At 65.6% G+C, this 15651-nt stretch carries 15 protein-coding genes; 11 read left to right on the top strand and 4 right to left on the bottom strand.

Annotation, left to right across the window (positions count from 1 at the left end; genetic code table 11):
- Nucleotides 1–358 precede the first annotated feature (358 nt).
- Together ACX1DW_RS20865 and ACX1DW_RS20860 are read left to right on the top strand one after the other, a co-directional pair.
- On the top strand, nucleotides 359–1294 hold the full coding sequence (locus tag ACX1DW_RS20865; RefSeq protein WP_110775937.1) for an NAD(P)/FAD-dependent oxidoreductase: 936 nt from the start codon (nucleotides 359–361) through the stop codon (nucleotides 1292–1294).
- Between the two features lie 126 nt (nucleotides 1295–1420).
- Nucleotides 1421–2797, top strand: a complete 1377-nt coding sequence (locus ACX1DW_RS20860; RefSeq protein WP_458992311.1) for an L-serine ammonia-lyase — start codon at nucleotides 1421–1423, stop codon at nucleotides 2795–2797.
- Between the two features lie 26 nt (nucleotides 2798–2823).
- Here the strand turns inward: ACX1DW_RS20860 and ACX1DW_RS20855 are convergent, their stop codons facing one another.
- On the bottom strand, nucleotides 2824–4383 hold the full coding sequence (locus tag ACX1DW_RS20855) for a sigma-54-dependent transcriptional regulator (protein ID WP_458992310.1): 1560 nt from the start codon (nucleotides 4381–4383) through the stop codon (nucleotides 2824–2826).
- A 246-nt stretch (nucleotides 4384–4629) separates the two neighbouring features.
- Here ACX1DW_RS20855 and phhA point away from each other — a divergent pair, with 246 nt between their 5' ends.
- The 5 genes from phhA to cynS all read left to right on the top strand — a co-directional run bounded on the left by phhA (nucleotide 4630) and on the right by cynS (nucleotide 8607).
- Entirely contained in the window at nucleotides 4630–5415 is a 786-nt protein-coding gene (gene phhA, locus ACX1DW_RS20850) for a phenylalanine 4-monooxygenase (RefSeq protein WP_013984010.1), read from the top strand.
- A gap of 140 nt (nucleotides 5416–5555) precedes the next feature.
- On the top strand, nucleotides 5556–5912 hold the full coding sequence (locus ACX1DW_RS20845) for a 4a-hydroxytetrahydrobiopterin dehydratase (protein WP_011914586.1): 357 nt from the start codon (nucleotides 5556–5558) through the stop codon (nucleotides 5910–5912).
- Nucleotides 5912–7108 (top strand): amino acid aminotransferase, encoded by a 1197-nt coding sequence (locus tag ACX1DW_RS20840; protein WP_458992309.1) that lies wholly within the window; start codon nucleotides 5912–5914, stop codon nucleotides 7106–7108. The genes ACX1DW_RS20845 and ACX1DW_RS20840 overlap by 1 nt, the downstream gene beginning before the upstream one ends.
- A gap of 203 nt (nucleotides 7109–7311) precedes the next feature.
- Nucleotides 7312–8073, top strand: coding sequence for a phytanoyl-CoA dioxygenase family protein (locus ACX1DW_RS20835; RefSeq protein WP_125882445.1), 762 nt, complete (start codon nucleotides 7312–7314; stop codon nucleotides 8071–8073).
- A gap of 84 nt (nucleotides 8074–8157) precedes the next feature.
- A complete protein-coding gene (gene cynS / locus ACX1DW_RS20830) occupies nucleotides 8158–8607 on the top strand; it encodes a cyanase (RefSeq protein WP_011914589.1) in 450 nt (149 codons plus the stop codon).
- Between the two features lie 4 nt (nucleotides 8608–8611).
- Here cynS and ACX1DW_RS20825 read toward each other — a convergent pair whose 3' ends face one another.
- Nucleotides 8612–9166 (bottom strand): ankyrin repeat domain-containing protein, encoded by a 555-nt coding sequence (locus tag ACX1DW_RS20825; RefSeq protein ID WP_253749811.1) that lies wholly within the window; start codon nucleotides 9164–9166, stop codon nucleotides 8612–8614.
- A gap of 110 nt (nucleotides 9167–9276) precedes the next feature.
- Complete coding sequence (locus ACX1DW_RS20820) at nucleotides 9277–10815, bottom strand: catalase (RefSeq protein ID WP_458992308.1); 1539 nt, start codon at nucleotides 10813–10815, stop codon at nucleotides 9277–9279.
- A 290-nt stretch (nucleotides 10816–11105) separates the two neighbouring features.
- Here ACX1DW_RS20820 and codB point away from each other — a divergent pair, with 290 nt between their 5' ends.
- The gene (gene codB, locus ACX1DW_RS20815) at nucleotides 11106–12383 is read left to right on the top strand and encodes a cytosine permease (RefSeq protein WP_458992307.1); all 1278 of its coding nucleotides are present in this window, start codon (nucleotides 11106–11108) and stop codon (nucleotides 12381–12383) included.
- Between the two features lie 13 nt (nucleotides 12384–12396).
- Nucleotides 12397–13632, top strand: a complete 1236-nt coding sequence (gene codA / locus ACX1DW_RS20810) for a cytosine deaminase (protein ID WP_169917590.1) — start codon at nucleotides 12397–12399, stop codon at nucleotides 13630–13632.
- Here the strand turns inward: codA and ACX1DW_RS20805 are convergent.
- Nucleotides 13626–14312, bottom strand: a complete 687-nt coding sequence (locus ACX1DW_RS20805; RefSeq protein ID WP_458992306.1) for a c-type cytochrome — start codon at nucleotides 14310–14312, stop codon at nucleotides 13626–13628. The two genes, codA and ACX1DW_RS20805, sit on opposite strands and share 7 nt — an antisense overlap.
- Nucleotides 14313–14647: 335 nt before the next feature.
- Between ACX1DW_RS20805 and ACX1DW_RS20800 the strand changes: the two genes are divergently transcribed.
- Complete coding sequence (locus ACX1DW_RS20800; RefSeq protein ID WP_458992305.1) at nucleotides 14648–15151, top strand: acyl-CoA thioesterase; 504 nt, start codon at nucleotides 14648–14650, stop codon at nucleotides 15149–15151.
- A gap of 114 nt (nucleotides 15152–15265) precedes the next feature.
- Nucleotides 15266–15610, top strand: a complete 345-nt coding sequence (locus ACX1DW_RS20795) for a zinc ribbon domain-containing protein YjdM (protein WP_458992304.1) — start codon at nucleotides 15266–15268, stop codon at nucleotides 15608–15610.
- Nucleotides 15611–15651: the final 41 nt, after the last annotated feature.

The raw sequence follows: 15651 nt of genomic DNA, 5'->3' as shown, positions 1-15651 counted from the left end.
CATTCCGGGCGCTGTTCGCCGGCGGCTGCCTTTATTGGAATCGGCTGCATCGCAAACGTCCTCTGTCGCCTGCGGCAGCGATGCGAAGTGTTCGGCATCCGCCAGAGCGCTACAAGCACGACGCCATCATGCGATGTCCTTTTGCCAACTGTTTCACGCTAGATCGCTACGGGAGACCGACGTTTCGCAGCCATATCGCACCGCACCATGCAAGCCGCTGACACGATCGGCGCTGGTTTTGTCGGATCTGCCCTCACTGCATTTCAGCCGTTGCCGTGGCCGGCCATCGATTCCGGCGAACTTCACGACCTGGTTGCTCTTCATAACAGACATGTCCCAGACCTCGACGCCCGTTGCCATGACCAGCACATCCCCTGCGCCCACTGCCGTCGGCTACGACTGCCTGATCGTCGGCGGCGGCCCTGCAGGACTGACCGCCGCGCTGTACCTGGCGCGTTTTCGCCGCAGCTGCCTGGTGGTGGATGCCGGTTCGAGCCGGGCGTCCTGGATCCCACGCTCGCGCAACTATCCGGGCTTTCCGCCGGGTATCTCCGGCAACGACCTGCTGATCAGGCTGCGTGAACAGGCCAGCGGTTATGGTGCACAACTCGAACATGGCCGCATCGAACATATCGAACCCGGTGCCGAGGGTTTCAGCGTCCGCTTCGGTGCGACCACCTGCACGGCACGGCGCATCATTCTTGCCACCGGTATCGAAGACACCCTGCCGGACATGCCGGGCGCCGAAGACGCCATCGCCGATGGCAAGCTGAGGCTCTGTGCGATATGCGATGGCTACGAAGTGGATGGCCATAACGTCGCGGTCTACGGCGAAGCGGAGAATGCCATTTCCCATGCGGTCTTCCTGCGCACCTTCACCGACCGGGTCACCGTGGTCGTGCATGGCGAGCAGGACGCCTGCGACCAGGCCATCGCGCTCGCCGAGCACTACGCCATCCAGGTGATCAGTGACCGCGTCGAATCGCTGCATCTCTGCACAACCGGCATCGAATTGCTGACTTGCCGCGGCGAGCGGCATCACTTCGACATCATCTATCCCAGCCTGGGCGCCCGCTTTCGCTCCGAGCTCGCCATCCAGCTCGGCATCGACTGCGATGAATGCGGCGCCCTGCAGGTAGACGCGCACCTGCAGACCTCGCTGCGCGGCCTCTACGCGATCGGCGACGTGACCCCGGGGCTGAAGCAGATCAGTGTCGCCATCGGCCAGGCTGCCCAGGCCGCGACCGCCGTGCACAATAGCCTGGAGGCCAACCCCTGGGGCGGCTCGCGGTGAGCGGCGCAACGGTCATCGCCGGCAGGCACAACGCCTGCCGATGAGCAGCGAGCCAGACCGATCGCGATCAACCTTGTCGACCGCGGAACGGTCTAGGCTGATACAAGCCCTGCCTCGGAGCACCCCATGTCCCTCAGCGTCTTCGACCTGTTCAAGATCGGCATCGGCCCGTCCAGCTCGCACACCGTCGGCCCCATGCGCGCCGCATGGCGCTTCGCCGACGGGTTGCAGCGCGACGAACTGCTGGCCGCCACTGCCAGCCTCAGGGTCGAGCTGTACGGCTCGCTCGGCGCTACCGGCAAGGGCCACGGCAGTGACAAGGCCGTGCTGCTCGGACTGGAGGGCGAGCAGCCCGAATCGGTGGATACCGACAGCATCCCGGCCCGCCTCGCGACGATCCGCGAGCGTGGCGAACTGCAGCTGCTCGGCCGGCATCCGATTCCCTTCGACAGCAAGGCTCAGCTCGCCTTCATTCGCAGGCCGCTGCCGTTCCATCCCAACGGCATGGTGTTCCGCGCCTTCGACGCCGCCGGACTGCAGCTGCGCAGCCGCGAGTACTACTCGGTGGGCGGCGGCTTCGTCGTCGACGAGCAGGCCGCCGGCAGCGACCGCATCGTCGAGGATGCCACCGCGCTGGCGTACCCCTTTCACAGCGCGGCTGAACTGCTCGATCACTGTGCCGCGCAAGACATGAGCATCAGCCAGCTGATGCTGGCCAACGAAGCCGCCTGGCGGCCGGAAGCAGAGACCCGCGACGGACTGCTGCGCATCTGGCAGGTCATGCAGGATTGCGTCGATGCCGGTTGCCGCACCGAAGGCGTGATGCCCGGCGGGCTCAAGGTGCGCCGCCGCGCTGCCGGGCTTTACCGCCAGCTCAGCGAGCATCCCGAGGCCAACCTGCGCGACGCGCTCAATGTCCTCGACTGGGTCGACCTCTATGCGCTGGCGGTCAACGAGGAGAATGCCAGCGGCGGCCGCGTGGTCACCGCGCCGACCAATGGCGCGGCAGGCATCATTCCGGCGCTGCTGCATTACTACATGCGCTTCGTCCCGGGCGCAGACGAGGACGGCGTGGTGCGCTTCCTGCTCACCGCCGCTGCGATCGGAATCCTCTACAAGGAGAATGCCTCGATTTCCGGGGCCGAAGTCGGCTGCCAGGGAGAGGTAGGCGTGGCCTGCTCCATGGGTGCCGGCGCGCTGTGCGAAGTGCTCGGCGGCACCCCGCAGCAGGTCGAGAACGCCGCCGAGATCGGCATGGAGCACAACCTCGGGCTGACCTGCGATCCGGCCGGCGGGCTGGTCCAGGTGCCCTGCATCGAACGCAACGCCATGGGCGCGGTGAAGGCGATCAACGCGGCGCGCATGGCCTTGCGTGGTGATGGTCGGCACTTCGTCTCGCTGGACAAGGTGATCCGCACCATGCGCCAGACCGGCGCCGATATGAAAAGCAAATACAAGGAAACCGCTCGCGGCGGATTGGCGGTAAACATCATCGAGTGCTGAACCGGAGCGCTCCTCCCGGCCTGCGCTCAGTTTTCCGTCTTGCCCACGCCATGCTCGCGCAGCTTGTTGGCGATGGTGGTATGCGACACGCCAAGGCGCTTGCCCAGCTGACGGCTGCTCGGAAACTGCTTGTACAGTCCCTCCAGCACGGCCTTCTCGAAGCGCCCGACGATGCTGGCCAGGTCGCCCTCCAGCGAAAAATCACCCAGTGGCTGCGCCGCGCCGTAGCCCGGCAGACGGATGTGCTCGGGCTTGATGACGCCGCCCTCGCACAGCGAAACCGCCTGGAACAGAGTGTTCTCCAGCTGCCGCACGTTGCCCGGCCAGTGATAGCCGGCCAGGCGCTCCAGCGCCTGCGGCGAGAGCGTCGGCAGCGCACAGCCGATCTGCCGGCTAGCCTGATCGATGAAGTGCAGCGCCAACGGCTGCAGCCCGTCGAGGCAATCGCGCAGCGGCGGAATGTGCAGCGACAACACGTTGAGCCGGTGATACAGGTCCTGACGAAACTGCCCGCTGGCGCAGAGCTCGGACAGATCGACCTGCGTCGCGCAGATCACCCGCACATCGAGATAGACCTCCTCGTCGCTGCCGACCCGACGAAAGCCGCCGTCCTGCAGGAAGCGCAGCAGCTTGGCCTGCAGCCGCGGGCTCATCTCGCCGACGCCATCGAGAAACAGCGTACCGCCGGCGGTCAGCTCCAGCAGGCCGAGCTTGCCTTCCGGCCGCGCGCCTTCGAAGGCGCCGGGGCCGTAGCCGAACAGCTCGGTCTCGGCCATCGACTCCGGCAGGCCGGCGCAGTTGAGCGCCATGAAGGGTGACTGCCCACGCGGGCTCGACAGGTGACAGGCGCGCGCCAGCAGTTCCTTGCCGGTGCCGGTCTCGCCCTCGATCAGCAGCGGCGCATCCAGCGGTGCCATGCGCCGCGCCTCGCGCACCACCGCGGCCATCACTTTCGAGCTCTGGAAGATGCTGTCGAAGCCGCGCAGCTCCTGCTTGCGCACCTGGTAGATGCGTTCACCGACCCGGTCGGCGCGATGCAGGGTCAGCACCGCGCCGGCCAGCGCCTCGCTGTCGTCGTGTTCGGATTGCAGCGGGGCGATGTCGGCGAGAAACACATCGCCCTTGATTTTCACCCGCAGCCCGTTGATCCGCGCCTTGTTGGCGCGCACCAGTTCCGGCAGGTCGAAGTCCTCGGCGTAGCGCGACAGGCTCATGCCCGGGACCTCGTCGACGCGCACGCCGAGCAGCTGCGCAGCGGCACGGTTGGCGGCAACGATGGCACCGCTCATGTCGATGGAGAGGACGGGGAATTCCAGCGCGCCGAGTAGTGCATTGAGCTCTAGGGAATGCCGCTCGCTGGGCATCAGGCTGACCTTGCGCAGCTCGAACACGCCGGGCAGCGCCTCGATCTTCGGCCGTAGCGCCTGCAACTGCAGGTTCATCAGGTTGGGGCAGTGCAGGTAGACGGCATTGGCCTGCTCGCCGCCCACTTCGCCGCGGGCCACGTTGATGCCGTAGTCCACCAGCAGGTTGAGCATGTCGCGCAGAATGCCGACACGGTTCTGGCAGAGAATCTTGATACGCATGGCGGAGCCCTGTTGTCTTGTTGTGGGGCCGGGCGCTGCAGTGCAGCGCAAATTATCGTCAAGATTATTTGACAGTTTGCTCGATTGGCAACGCCGCCGATCCGGCTGCCGACCTCTCTGTCATGTATTTCTTACAGCGCAATACCGCGCACATGCGACATTGCGCCACAGCGCCTCTCCCCTGCGGCACGCCTTCGCGTTCGAATGAGGGCAACAACAAGATGCCCAAGCGGCCCAGGAGAAGCGATGAAGACCACCCACTACGTAGCCCGCGAACCGGACGCGCAGGGGCATATTCATTACCCCGACGCCGAGCACGCGGTGTGGCAGACGCTGGTCGAGCGTCAGCTGAAACTGCTCGACGGGCGCGCCTGCCAGGAATACCTCGACGGCCTCGACCAGCTCGCCCTGCCCCACGAGCGCATCCCGCAGCTCGGCGAGATCAACCGCGTGCTGGCCGCCACCACGGGATGGCAAGTGGAGCGCGTACCGGCGCTGATCCCCTTCCAACGCTTTTTCGAACTGCTGGCGAGCAAGCGTTTTCCCGTCGCGACCTTTATCCGCACCCCGGAAGAGCTGGACTACCTGCAGGAGCCGGACATCTTTCACGAGATCTTCGGTCACTGCCCGCTGCTGACCAACCCCTGGTTCGCCGAATTCACCCACACTTACGGCCAGCTCGGCCTCGAGGCCAGCAAGGAGGAGCGGGTGTTCCTCGCCCGCCTGTACTGGATGACCGTCGAGTTCGGCCTGGTGGATACGCCCGCCGGCCGGCGCATCTATGGCGGCGGCATCCTTTCCTCGCCGAAGGAAACGCTCTACAGCCTGTCCGCCGAACCCGAGCACCAGCCGTTCGACCCGCTGGAGGCGATGCGCACGCCCTATCGCATCGACATCCTGCAGCCGCTGTACTTCGTCCTGCCGGACCTCAAGCAGCTGTTCGACCTCGCCCAGCAGGACATCATGGCGATGGTGCGCGAGGCCATGCGCATGGGCCTGCACCAGCCGAAGTTTCCGCCGAAGGCGGCATGATTCGGCCCTGTGCGGCGCTCGTGGTGGGCTAAGGCTCACCACGGCCGTCATCCGTTCGACAGGGTGGGCGTCAGCCCGCCATCTTGCCTAAGCTTCAACCTTCAAAAACGACTTCGATCATCAAGAAAGGGACCTACACCATGACCGCCCTCGCCCAAGCCCAATGCGAAGCCTGCCGCGCCGATGCACCCAAGGTGTCCGATGAAGAACTGGCCGAGCTGATCCGCGAAATCCCCGACTGGAACATCGAAGTGCGCGGCGACCACATGGAGCTGGAACGTGTCTTCCTGTTCCGCAACTTCCGCCACGCCCTGGCCTTTACCAACGCAGTCGGCGCCATTGCCGAGGAAGTCGGCCACCATCCCGCCCTGCTCACCGAGTGGGGCAAGGTCACCGTCACTTGGTGGAGCCACGAGATGCGCGGCCTGCACCGCAACGACTTCATCATGGCCGCCCGCACCGACCAGCTCGCCGCCAGCGCGGAGGGCCGCAAGTAATGCACTTCGGCCAGATTCCCCGCGTGCCCGGCGACCCGATCCTCGGCCTGATGGACCTGTATCGCGCCGACACCAACCCGGCCAAGCTCGACCTGGGCGTCGGCGTCTATAAGGACGCCCAGGGCCTGACGCCGATCCCGCGCGCGGTGAAGCTGGCCGAGCAGCGCCTGGTGGACAGTGAGCAGACCAAGAGCTACATCGGCGGCCACGGCGACGCCCAGTTCGGTGCCCTCTTGCAGCGTCAGGTGCTCGGCAGCCGCGCCATTGCCCTCGGCGAGCAGCGTGCCGGCTGCACCCAGGCGCCGGGCGGCACCGGCGCGCTGCGCCTGGCCGGCGAGTTCATCGCCAAATGCCTGCCCGGGCGCAGCATCTGGCTGAGCGATCCCACCTGGCCGATCCACGAAACCCTTTTCGCCGCCGCCGGCCTGCGCGTGCAGCACTACCCCTACGTCGGCGCCGACAACCGCCTCGATGTCGACGGCATGCTCGCCACGCTGCAACAGGTGCCGCCTGGCGACGTGGTGCTGCTGCACGCCTGCTGCCACAACCCCACCGGCTTCGACCTGAGTCACGACGATTGGCTGCGGGTACTGGACGTGGTGCGCGCACGCGAATTGCTGCCGCTGTTCGACTTCGCCTACCAGGGCTTCGGCGACGGACTGGAAGAGGACGCCTGGGCGGTACGGCTGTTCGCCGAAACGCTGCCGGAGATGCTCATCACCAGCTCCTGCTCGAAGAACTTCGGCCTCTACCGCGAACGCACCGGCGCGCTGATCGCCGTCACCAGCGATGCCGAGCGCCTGCTCGACGTGCGCAGCCAGCTCGCGTCGCTGGCCCGCAACCTCTGGTCGACGCCACCGGCCCACGGCGCCGCGGTGGTGGCGACGATCCTGGCCGACGAGCCGCTGCGGCAGATCTGGCAGGACGAGGTGGAGCGCATGCGCCGGCGCATCGCCAGCCTGCGTCAGGGGCTGGTCGAGGCGCTGACGCCCTATGGACTGGCCGAGCGCTTCGCCCACATCGCCCGGCAGCGGGGGATGTTCTCCTATACCGGCCTGACCGCCGAGCAGGTACGCCGGCTGCGCGCCGAAGATTCGGTGTATCTGGTGGAAAGCGGTCGCGCCAACGTCGCCGGGCTGGATGCCGAGCGCCTGGACGATCTGGCCAGGGCCATTGCACGGGTGGTGCAGGCCTGAACGATGTGAAGGTGCGCGCCGGTGACGCCGCTTCTGGCGACGCCGCCGGGTGCGCCGGAGCGAGAGAGCAGAGGCGCGGCTCGTGACCACGCGACTGGCTGCCGCAGCAGCGCCGGCACAGTAGCGCCGCAAGCTTTCAACCGGCTTTCAACGGGCGGCCGAGCTGCCTATGCTGGAGTCTGGCGCTCTATCCGGCCGACGCCATGACCGACTCCGTCACCATTCGGCAACAGCTCGCCGCCCTGCATCAGCAGGGCTTCGTGCTGCTGCCTGCCGTACTCGATCCCGCGGGCATCGCGGCGCTGCGCGAAGCCATCGATGGCCTCGAACCCATCCACTGGGATTACCAGGGCCTGGTCGACGACCACTACAAGTGCGTCTTCAATCGCTCGCCGTTCTGGCTGCGCTTTCTTGATCTGCCAGGGGTGATCGAACTGGCCGAGGCGGCACTCGGGACGGACTGCCATATCATCGGCCAGACCGCCTGGCGCAGCCGCCCGGGCTTTATTGGCGGCGAGCTGCATGCCGACTACCTGGCCATGGAGCTGCCGGAAAGCCTGCTGGCCGATCCCGCCTTCGAACTGCCGATGCAGATCTGCACCGCACACCTGTATCTGGATGACATCGACGCCGACCTCTGCCCGACGCTGGTGATCCCCGGCAGCCACCGCGCCGGGCGCAAACCGCAGCCGGGCGAAACCCAGTGGCACGGCCGCTCGGCCGAGCCCGTGCTGTGCAAGGCCGGCGACATGCTGCTGTTTCGCAGCGACCTCTGGCACGCCGGCAGCCGCAACCGCAGCGCCGAGCGCAGCCGCTACCTGCTGCAGATCCACTATGGCCGGCGCATGGTGGCGCAGAAGTTCTCGCCCTACCTGCACTTTCGTTTCAATCCCGAGGTGCTGGCCGCCGCCACACCGCGCCAGCGCCGCCTGCTCGGTGAGCACGAGGCGGCCGAATACGACTGAACCCCCTGGCACCGAACCTGCATCGACCGAGGCCCGCCGCGCCCGCGCGGCCATTGACTCGCATTCGCCAGATGAGGATTCGCCATGATCAGCAGTCGTGAACAGGTCACCCAGATGATCGTCGCCGCCAAGGTGCGCAAGGGCCTGAAGTGGGCGCATGTCGCCGAAAGCATCGGTATGTCCAAGGAGTGGACCACCGCCGGTTGCCTCGGCCAGATGGCCTTCGACAAGGCCCAGGCGGAAACCCTGGGGCAGCTCTTCGAACTCTCCGACGAAGCCGTCGCCTGGCTGCAGATCGTCCCTTACAAGGGCTCCCTGCCCACCGCGGTGCCGACCGATCCGCTGATCTACCGCTGGTACGAGCTGGTCAACGTCTACGGCACCACCATCAAGGAACTGATCCACGAGGAGTTCGGTGACGGCATCATGAGCGCCATCGACTTCTCCATGGATATCCAGCGCCAGAGCGACCCCAAGGGCGATCGCGTCAACGTGGTGCTGTCCGGCAAGTTCCTGCCCTACAAGAGCTACTGAGGGATCAGCGGGTGCGGATCTCCCCGCGCGCCAGGCTTTCCACGCTGTTGCCCAACGGGTCCGCCGCATTCAGGTCCGCACCACGCTCGCGCAGCGCCTGGAGCAATGCCTCGCGCTGGAACAGCGCGGCGTACATCGCCGGCGTCTGCCCGGCGTTGTTGCGCTGGTTGGGATCGCACTCGGTGGCCAGCAGGCGCTTGGCGATGCCGAGCTCACCCTTGAAGATGGCCCCGAGCAGGGCGGTGTTGCCGCGCTTGTCCTCGGCGCAGGCATCGGCCCCGGCGGCGAGCAGGCGCTCCACGGTCTGGCCATGGCCGTTGTAGGCCGCCAGAATCAGGGCGGTATAGCCCTTGTCGTCGGCGCTGTTCAGGTCGTACCCGGCCCGGATGAATTCGTCGAGAACCTCGTTATCGCCGAAGCGCGCGGCGTTGAAGAAGTAGTCACGCAACTGCTGCCGGACCGCCTCGGGCGTGTCCACAGCATCCGTCAGCGGGCCATCGGCGGCCAGGGCGGCCCCGCTGCCCAACAGCAGCGCTGCCATCAGCAAAAGACCTTGCATATAGCCTCCACAAAAAAAGACCCGGGCCATCGCCCGACCCGGGTCGAAACAACCGACGCCCATGCAGCGCAAAGGAGCCTCACTGCATGCCGGGCGCCGGTCCGGGGACCTTAGTCCTTGAGTTCGGCGGCCAGCGTCTTGACCCGCTTGAGGTCGGCCTTGGCGACCTTGGTCAGGCCCTCGCCGTAGTTGGAATCGGCCTTGTAGAAGAACGACAGCAGGATGTGCCTGGCCTCGTCGTCCGCCTTGGCCAGCTCGCCGCCCAGGGTGTTGATCAGGTCGGTCTGCTCCTTCTTGCTGAACGAGCGATACAGATCGCCGGCCTGCTTGAAGTTCTGCTGACGCTGGATCGGCGCCTGCTGGGTGGTGCCGCTCAACTCCAGTTTGCTGAGCACGGCGCGTGGCGTTTCCTCACGGTTCTCGCGGCGGCTCGGCTGGTAGTTGACGCTGCTGGTGGTGTGGCCGGCGTTCAGCTGGCCGTCCTGGTTGCCGTTGTTGACCGGCACCTTCGGGCGGTTGATCGGCAGGCTCATGCCGTTGGCACCGACGCGATACATCTGGGTGTCGGCGTAGGAGAACAGACGGCCCTGCAGCAGGCGGTCCTCGGACGGCTCGATGCCCGGCACCAGGTTGGCCGGCGCCATGGCGACCTGCTCGGTTTCCTGGAAGATGTTGTCCGGGTTCTTGTTCAGCACCATCTGGCCGATCTTGCGCTCGGGCACGTCAGGCCAGATCTTGGTGGCGTCCAGCGGATCGAAGTCGAACCTGGCCAAATCCTCCGGCTTGAGCACCTGGATCATCAGGTCCCACTTGGGATAGTCGCCGTTGTCGATGGCGGTGATCAGGTCACGGGACAGGTGGCTGTAGTCCTTGCCCTGCATCGCCTCGTTCTCTTTCGGGTCGAGGTTCTTCAGGCCCTGCAGGCTCTTCCAGCGGAACTTCACATAGTGGGTTTCACCCTGCTCGTTGACGAACTTGTAGGCATGCACACCGTTGCCATCCATCATCCGGTAGCTGGCCGGGGTGCCCTGGTTGGAGTACAGCAGGGTCAGGGTGCGGGTGGCTTCCGGGTGGTGCGAGAGGAAGTCGAAGCGGCGACTGTCGTCATCCAGGTTGGTGCGCGGGTCCGGCTTGAAGGAGTGGACCATGTCCGGGAACTTGACCGCGTCGCGGATGAAGAAGGTCGGGAAGTTGTTGCCGACCAGGTCCCAGTTGCCATCGGCGGTGTAGAACTTGGTGGCGAAGCCGCGCGGATCGCGCAGGGTTTCCGGCGAGTGCAGGCCATGCACCACGGTGGAGAAGCGCACGAACACCGGTGTGGTGCTGCCCTTCTCGAAGACCTTGGCCAGGGTCAGGTCGGAGATGTCTTCAGTGGCGGTGAACTCGCCATGGGCACCGGTACCACGGGCGTGCACGACGCGCTCGGGGACGCGCTCGCGACCGAAACGCTGCAGCTTCTGCAGCAGCTGCACGTCCTGCAGCAGGGTCGGGCCGTTGGGTCCGGCGGTCTGGGAATTCTGGTTGTTGCCGACCGGCGCGCCATTGTCGCGGGTCAGCGGAGCAGCGTGGGCAGGCAGCGCAAGGAGGCTCGCGGAAAGGACGCCCAGCGCAAGGCGCGCTGGCGTGGAGCCAAAGGTCATACGGGACATGGGTGATTCCTCTTCGATTTTCTGATGCGCTTATGGCGCGTCGGAAAGCCTAAGAGGGGGGCCGACGATGCCCCAATTGAATAAGCCGAACAGCGCGATAGAGAAAATGTCGCTCGGCATGGAGGAACTTCGCGCCAGCGCCATGGCGGTGCAAGGCGACAGCCCGCTGCACCGCGATGAGACATTCGCCGCCACCATCCGACGCGACAGCCCCGCTTGGCCGATCGGTCAGCTATGGCATGGCATCTGCACTCCCAGCGCATTCAACCGGCGCTTGCGGAGCAACCACCATGAAACAGCCCGTCGATACCGACTACCCCCTGAGCGAAGTGCCCGCCGGCGCGCGCAAAGGGCTGTGGTCCACCTCCATCCTGCTGTTCGGCTTCACCTTCTTCACCGCCACCATGTTCGCCGGCGGCAAGATCGGCCTGGCCTTCGACTTCAAGACCATGCTCTGGGCCGCGGTGATCGGCAACCTGCTGCTCGGCCTCTATGCCGCCGCGCTCGGGCTGATCGCCTGCCGCAGCGGGTTGAACTCGGTGCTGATGGGGCGCTTCTGCTTCGGCGAGGTCGGCAGCCGGCTGTCCGACTTCCTGCTCGGCTTCACCCAGATCGGCTGGTACGCCTGGGGCACGGCGACCATGGCCATCGTCCTGGTGCGCCTGCTGGCGTTGCCGGAAAGCTGGACGATGCCGTTGATGGTGCTGTTCGGCTTCGGCTTCTGCCTGACCGCCTTCGTCGGCTACAAGGGCCTCGACCTGCTCTCGCGCATCGCGGTGCCGGCGATGCTGATCCTGTTGATCGCTTCGCTGTGGACCGCGACCCGTGACATTGGCGGGCTGGACGGCCTGCTGGCGGTGCAGCCGGGCGACAGCCTGACCCTCGGCATGGCCATCACCATGATCTTCGGCACCTTCGTCAGCGGCGCGACCCAGGCCACCAACTGGACGCGCTTCGCCCGCAGCAGCAAGGTCGCGGTATGGGCCAGTCTGATCGGCTTCTTCATCGGCAACGGCCTGATGATCGTCGCCGGCGCCTACGGGGCCATCGTCTACCAGCAGCCGGACATCGTCGAAGTGCTGGTGCTGCAGGGCCTGTCGATGGCCGCGGTGGTGATGCTCTTTCTCAACCTCTGGACCACCCAGGACAACACCATCTACAACTTCGCCGCGGCCGGCTGCAACCTGCTGCGCACCGAGCGCCGCCGCCTGGTGACCCTGGGCGGCGCCTTCGTCGGCACGCTGCTGGCGCTCGGCGGCATGTACGAGTTGCTGATCCCCTTTCTGATCCTGCTCGGCTCGATCATCCCGCCCATCGGCGGCGTGATCATGGCCGACTACTTCTACCGCCATCGCGGACAGTACCCGAAGCTGGCCGAAGCGCACCTGCCCAGGTACAACAGCCTGGGCCTGGCGGCCTATGTGCTGGGTGCCGCCTGCGCCTACTTCTCGCCCTGGGTGGCGCCCATCGTCGGCATACTGGTGGCCGCCGCAGCCTATATTGTGCTGTACGAGGGCCAGCGCCTGGCCCTGTCGCGCACGGTGCTGACGCGAACCGACGCACGCTGATCAAGGAGCCACCATGAACATCCTCAACGCCCGGCTGCGCGGCCGCAGCGGCCTGTACCGCATCGAACTGGACGGCGCGCGCATCGCCGCCATCAGCGCGCAGCAGGCGCCGGCCGAAGCCAGCGAGGGCGACATCGACGCCGCCAGCAATCTGGTGGTGCCGCCCTTCATCGAACCGCACATCCACCTGGACGCCACCCTTACCGCCGGCGAGCCAGCCTGGAACATGAGCGGCACGCTGTTCGAAGGCATCGAACGCTGGGGCGAGCGCAAGGCGCTGGTGACCCACGAAGACACCAAGGCGCGGGCGAAGAAAACCATCGACATGCTGGTCGACCACGGCATCCAGCATGTGCGCACCCATGTCGACGTCACCGATCCGACGCTGTCGGCGCTCAAATCCATGCTCGAAGTGCGCGAGGAAACCCGCCACCTGATCGACCTGCAGATCGTCGCCTTTCCGCAGGAGGGCATCGAGTCGTTCAAGGGCGGTCGCGAGCTGATGACCGAGGCGATCGCCATGGGCGCCGATGTGGTCGGCGGCATTCCGCACTTCGAGAACACCCGCGACCAGGGCGTCAGCTCGATCAAGTTCCTCATGGACCTGGCCGAGCGCACCGGCTGTCTGGTGGACGTGCACTGCGACGAAACCGACGACCCGCAGTCGCGCTTTCTCGAAGTGCTCGCCGAAGAGGCGCGGGTACGCGAGATGGGCGAGCGGGTCACCGCCAGCCACACCACGGCAATGGGCTCCTACGACAACGCCTACTGCTCCAAGCTGTTCCGCCTGCTGAAGCTGTCGCAGATCAACTTCGTCTCCTGCCCGACCGAGAGCATCCACCTGCAGGGCCGCTTCGACACCTACCCCAAGCGCCGCGGCCTGACCCGCGTGGCCGAGATCGACCGCGCCGGGATGAACGTATGCTTCGGCCAGGATTCCATCGTCGACCCCTGGTACCCGCTGGGCAACGGCAACATCCTGCGCATACTCGAAGCCGGGCTGCACATCTGCCACATGCTCGGCTACGAGGATCTGCAGCGCGGCCTGGACCTGATCACCGACAACAGCGCGCGCACTCTGAATCTGGGCGAGCGCTACGGACTGGAAGTGGGGCGTCCGGCGAACCTGCTGGTGCTGTCGGCGCCGGACGATTACGAGATGCTGCGCACCCAGGGCCATGCCCTGCTCTCGGTGCGCAACGGTGAGGTGCTGATGCGCCGCACGCCGGCGCAGATCCAGCGTTACTGAGCGGCGGCGGTGGTCTTGCGCAGACGGTTGATGTTGGCCATCTCCTCGGCCGGCGTCAGCTTCAGCTGCGACAGGTAGGCCGCCAGCGCCTCCACGTCCGCTGCGGAAAGCTGCGCAGCGACACCGATCATTACCGAACCTGCGCGGCTCGGGTCGTTCTCGCGGAAGCGCGTCAATGCCTTGCGGATGTATTCGTCAGGCTGCCCCGCCAGCCGCGGCATGGTCTCCATGCCTTCGGCATGAGCCCCGTGGCAACCGGTGCAGGTGGTCTGGAAGATCTTCTCACCGCTTCCGCGCAACGCAGCATTCACCGGACCCTCCGGCGGATTGACCTTCTGCTGGCTGAAGTACACCGCGATGTTCACCCGCTCCTCCATGCTGAGGTTCTGCGCCAGCTTGGACATGACGAAATCGACGCGCTCGCCGCTGGCGAACTTCTCGAAGGCATGGAACAGGTACAGCGGATTCTGCCCAGCCAGATTGGGGATGTGCTTGCGCTTGCTGTTGCCGGTTTCACCGTGGCAGTAGGAACAGAACACCGCACGCTCCTGGCCGGCCAGGCTGGCCTGCTCGCGCCGTTGCTCATCGGCCATGACGTAGTTGAAGCGCTCGACGACCGCCTCGCTGGCATGGGACAGCGGAACGAAGCAGGCGAGCAGGGCAAGAGCGAGCGTACGCATGAGGAGGCATCCGTTGCTGAAGATAGTCAGGGAATCGTTGGGCATCCGACTATAAGAAGCGCCAGGCCAGTGGACCCCGGCACAGGTCAACAAAAGTGCTGTTGAGCGAGGCGCCGGCACCATCCGTGCGTCACGTCACAGATCGCTTCGGCCCGGCCCAGAGAAAAGGACACTCATGCCGTAGCTGGCGCTTTTTCCGCCAAATGACAGCAGTGCGCGCCTTTGCCGCATTGACGATAGAAAAAATCGATGAAGCGTTTTGCTGGAAACGCCAGACAGGAAGGAGGCATTCGACTAAAGTAGCAACCCTTCACCACCGAGGAGCCGTAACCCCCATGCTAGATGGACATGCAGAGCTGACCATGACCGTGCTGATGACGCCGGATAAAGCCAATTTTTCCGGCAACGTACATGGCGGCACGCTGCTCAAGTACCTCGACGAGGTCGCCTACGCCTGCGCCAGCCGCTACGCCGGGCAGTACGTCGTCACCCTCTCGGTGGATCAGGTGGTATTCCGCCAGCCAGTGCATGTCGGTGAACTGGTCACCTTCCTCGCCTCGGTCAACTACACCGGCACCACCTCGATGGAGATCGGCATCAAGGTCATCACCGAAGACATCCGTGAGAAAACCGTGCGTCACACCAACAGCTGCTTCTTCACCATGGTCGCCCTCGGCGAGGACGGCAAGCCGGTGCCGGTGCCGCCGCTGAATCCGAAGACCCCCGAGCAGCAGCGCCGCTTCGCCCAGGCCTACCAGCGCCGCGAGATCCGTCGTGAGCTGGAACACCGCTACAGTGAGCTGCGTGCCGGCAACGAGCGCCTCGCCGCCGTGCAGTAAGCTGCATCCCGGAATCGACGTGGTCCTGGCCGGCCTGGTGGCCACGTCGCCCGCTTTGTAACAAAACCTTATACAATGCACGGCTTTCCGCATCCCGCCCCCTGAGGATCTGCCGTGCGCTCGCTGCCACCCTGCCCCAAATGCAATTCCGAATACACCTACGAAGACGGCCAGATGCTGGTCTGCCCCGAGTGCGCCCATGAGTGGTCTGCGACCGATAGCGCGGCTGCCGCGAACGAAAGCGACAAGGTGATCAAGGACTCGGTAGGCAACACGCTGCAGGACGGCGACACCGTCACGGTGATCAAGGACCTCAAGGTCAAGGGCTCGTCGCTGGTGGTCAAGGTCGGCACCAAGGTGAAGAACATCCGCCTGGTCGATGGCGACCACGACATCGACTGCAAGATCGATGGCATCGGCGCGATGAAGCTGAAGTCCGAGTTCGTCAGAAAAGTCTGAGCCGCGATGCTCGCCCGAAAGCCCGGCATTCGCCGGGCTTT

The organism is Stutzerimonas sp. KH-1, assembly GCF_054483855.1.
Note: the sequence above shows the minus strand (reverse complement) of the source record. Positions and strands in the feature narration are given on the sequence as shown.

What these genes read in the sequence shown, in the direction of transcription:
- ACX1DW_RS20840 (WP_458992309.1), top strand. Translation starts at nt 5,912, where the DNA reads ATGCACTTCGGCCAGATTCCCCGCGTGCCCGGCGACCCGATCCTCGGC.
- codA (WP_169917590.1), top strand. Translation starts at nt 12,397, where the DNA reads ATGAACATCCTCAACGCCCGGCTGCGCGGCCGCAGCGGCCTGTACCGC.
- ACX1DW_RS20825 (WP_253749811.1), bottom strand. Translation starts at nt 9,166, where the DNA reads ATGCAAGGTCTTTTGCTGATGGCAGCGCTGCTGTTGGGCAGCGGGGCC.
- cynS (WP_011914589.1), top strand. Translation starts at nt 8,158, where the DNA reads ATGATCAGCAGTCGTGAACAGGTCACCCAGATGATCGTCGCCGCCAAG.
- ACX1DW_RS20800 (WP_458992305.1), top strand. Translation starts at nt 14,648, where the DNA reads ATGCTAGATGGACATGCAGAGCTGACCATGACCGTGCTGATGACGCCG.
- ACX1DW_RS20820 (WP_458992308.1), bottom strand. Translation starts at nt 10,815, where the DNA reads ATGTCCCGTATGACCTTTGGCTCCACGCCAGCGCGCCTTGCGCTGGGC.
- codB (WP_458992307.1), top strand. Translation starts at nt 11,106, where the DNA reads ATGAAACAGCCCGTCGATACCGACTACCCCCTGAGCGAAGTGCCCGCC.
- ACX1DW_RS20860 (WP_458992311.1), top strand. Translation starts at nt 1,421, where the DNA reads ATGTCCCTCAGCGTCTTCGACCTGTTCAAGATCGGCATCGGCCCGTCC.
- ACX1DW_RS20845 (WP_011914586.1), top strand. Translation starts at nt 5,556, where the DNA reads ATGACCGCCCTCGCCCAAGCCCAATGCGAAGCCTGCCGCGCCGATGCA.
- ACX1DW_RS20835 (WP_125882445.1), top strand. Translation starts at nt 7,312, where the DNA reads ATGACCGACTCCGTCACCATTCGGCAACAGCTCGCCGCCCTGCATCAG.
- phhA (WP_013984010.1), top strand. Translation starts at nt 4,630, where the DNA reads ATGAAGACCACCCACTACGTAGCCCGCGAACCGGACGCGCAGGGGCAT.
- ACX1DW_RS20855 (WP_458992310.1), bottom strand. Translation starts at nt 4,383, where the DNA reads ATGCGTATCAAGATTCTCTGCCAGAACCGTGTCGGCATTCTGCGCGAC.
- ACX1DW_RS20865 (WP_110775937.1), top strand. Translation starts at nt 359, where the DNA reads ATGACCAGCACATCCCCTGCGCCCACTGCCGTCGGCTACGACTGCCTG.
- ACX1DW_RS20805 (WP_458992306.1), bottom strand. Translation starts at nt 14,312, where the DNA reads ATGCGTACGCTCGCTCTTGCCCTGCTCGCCTGCTTCGTTCCGCTGTCC.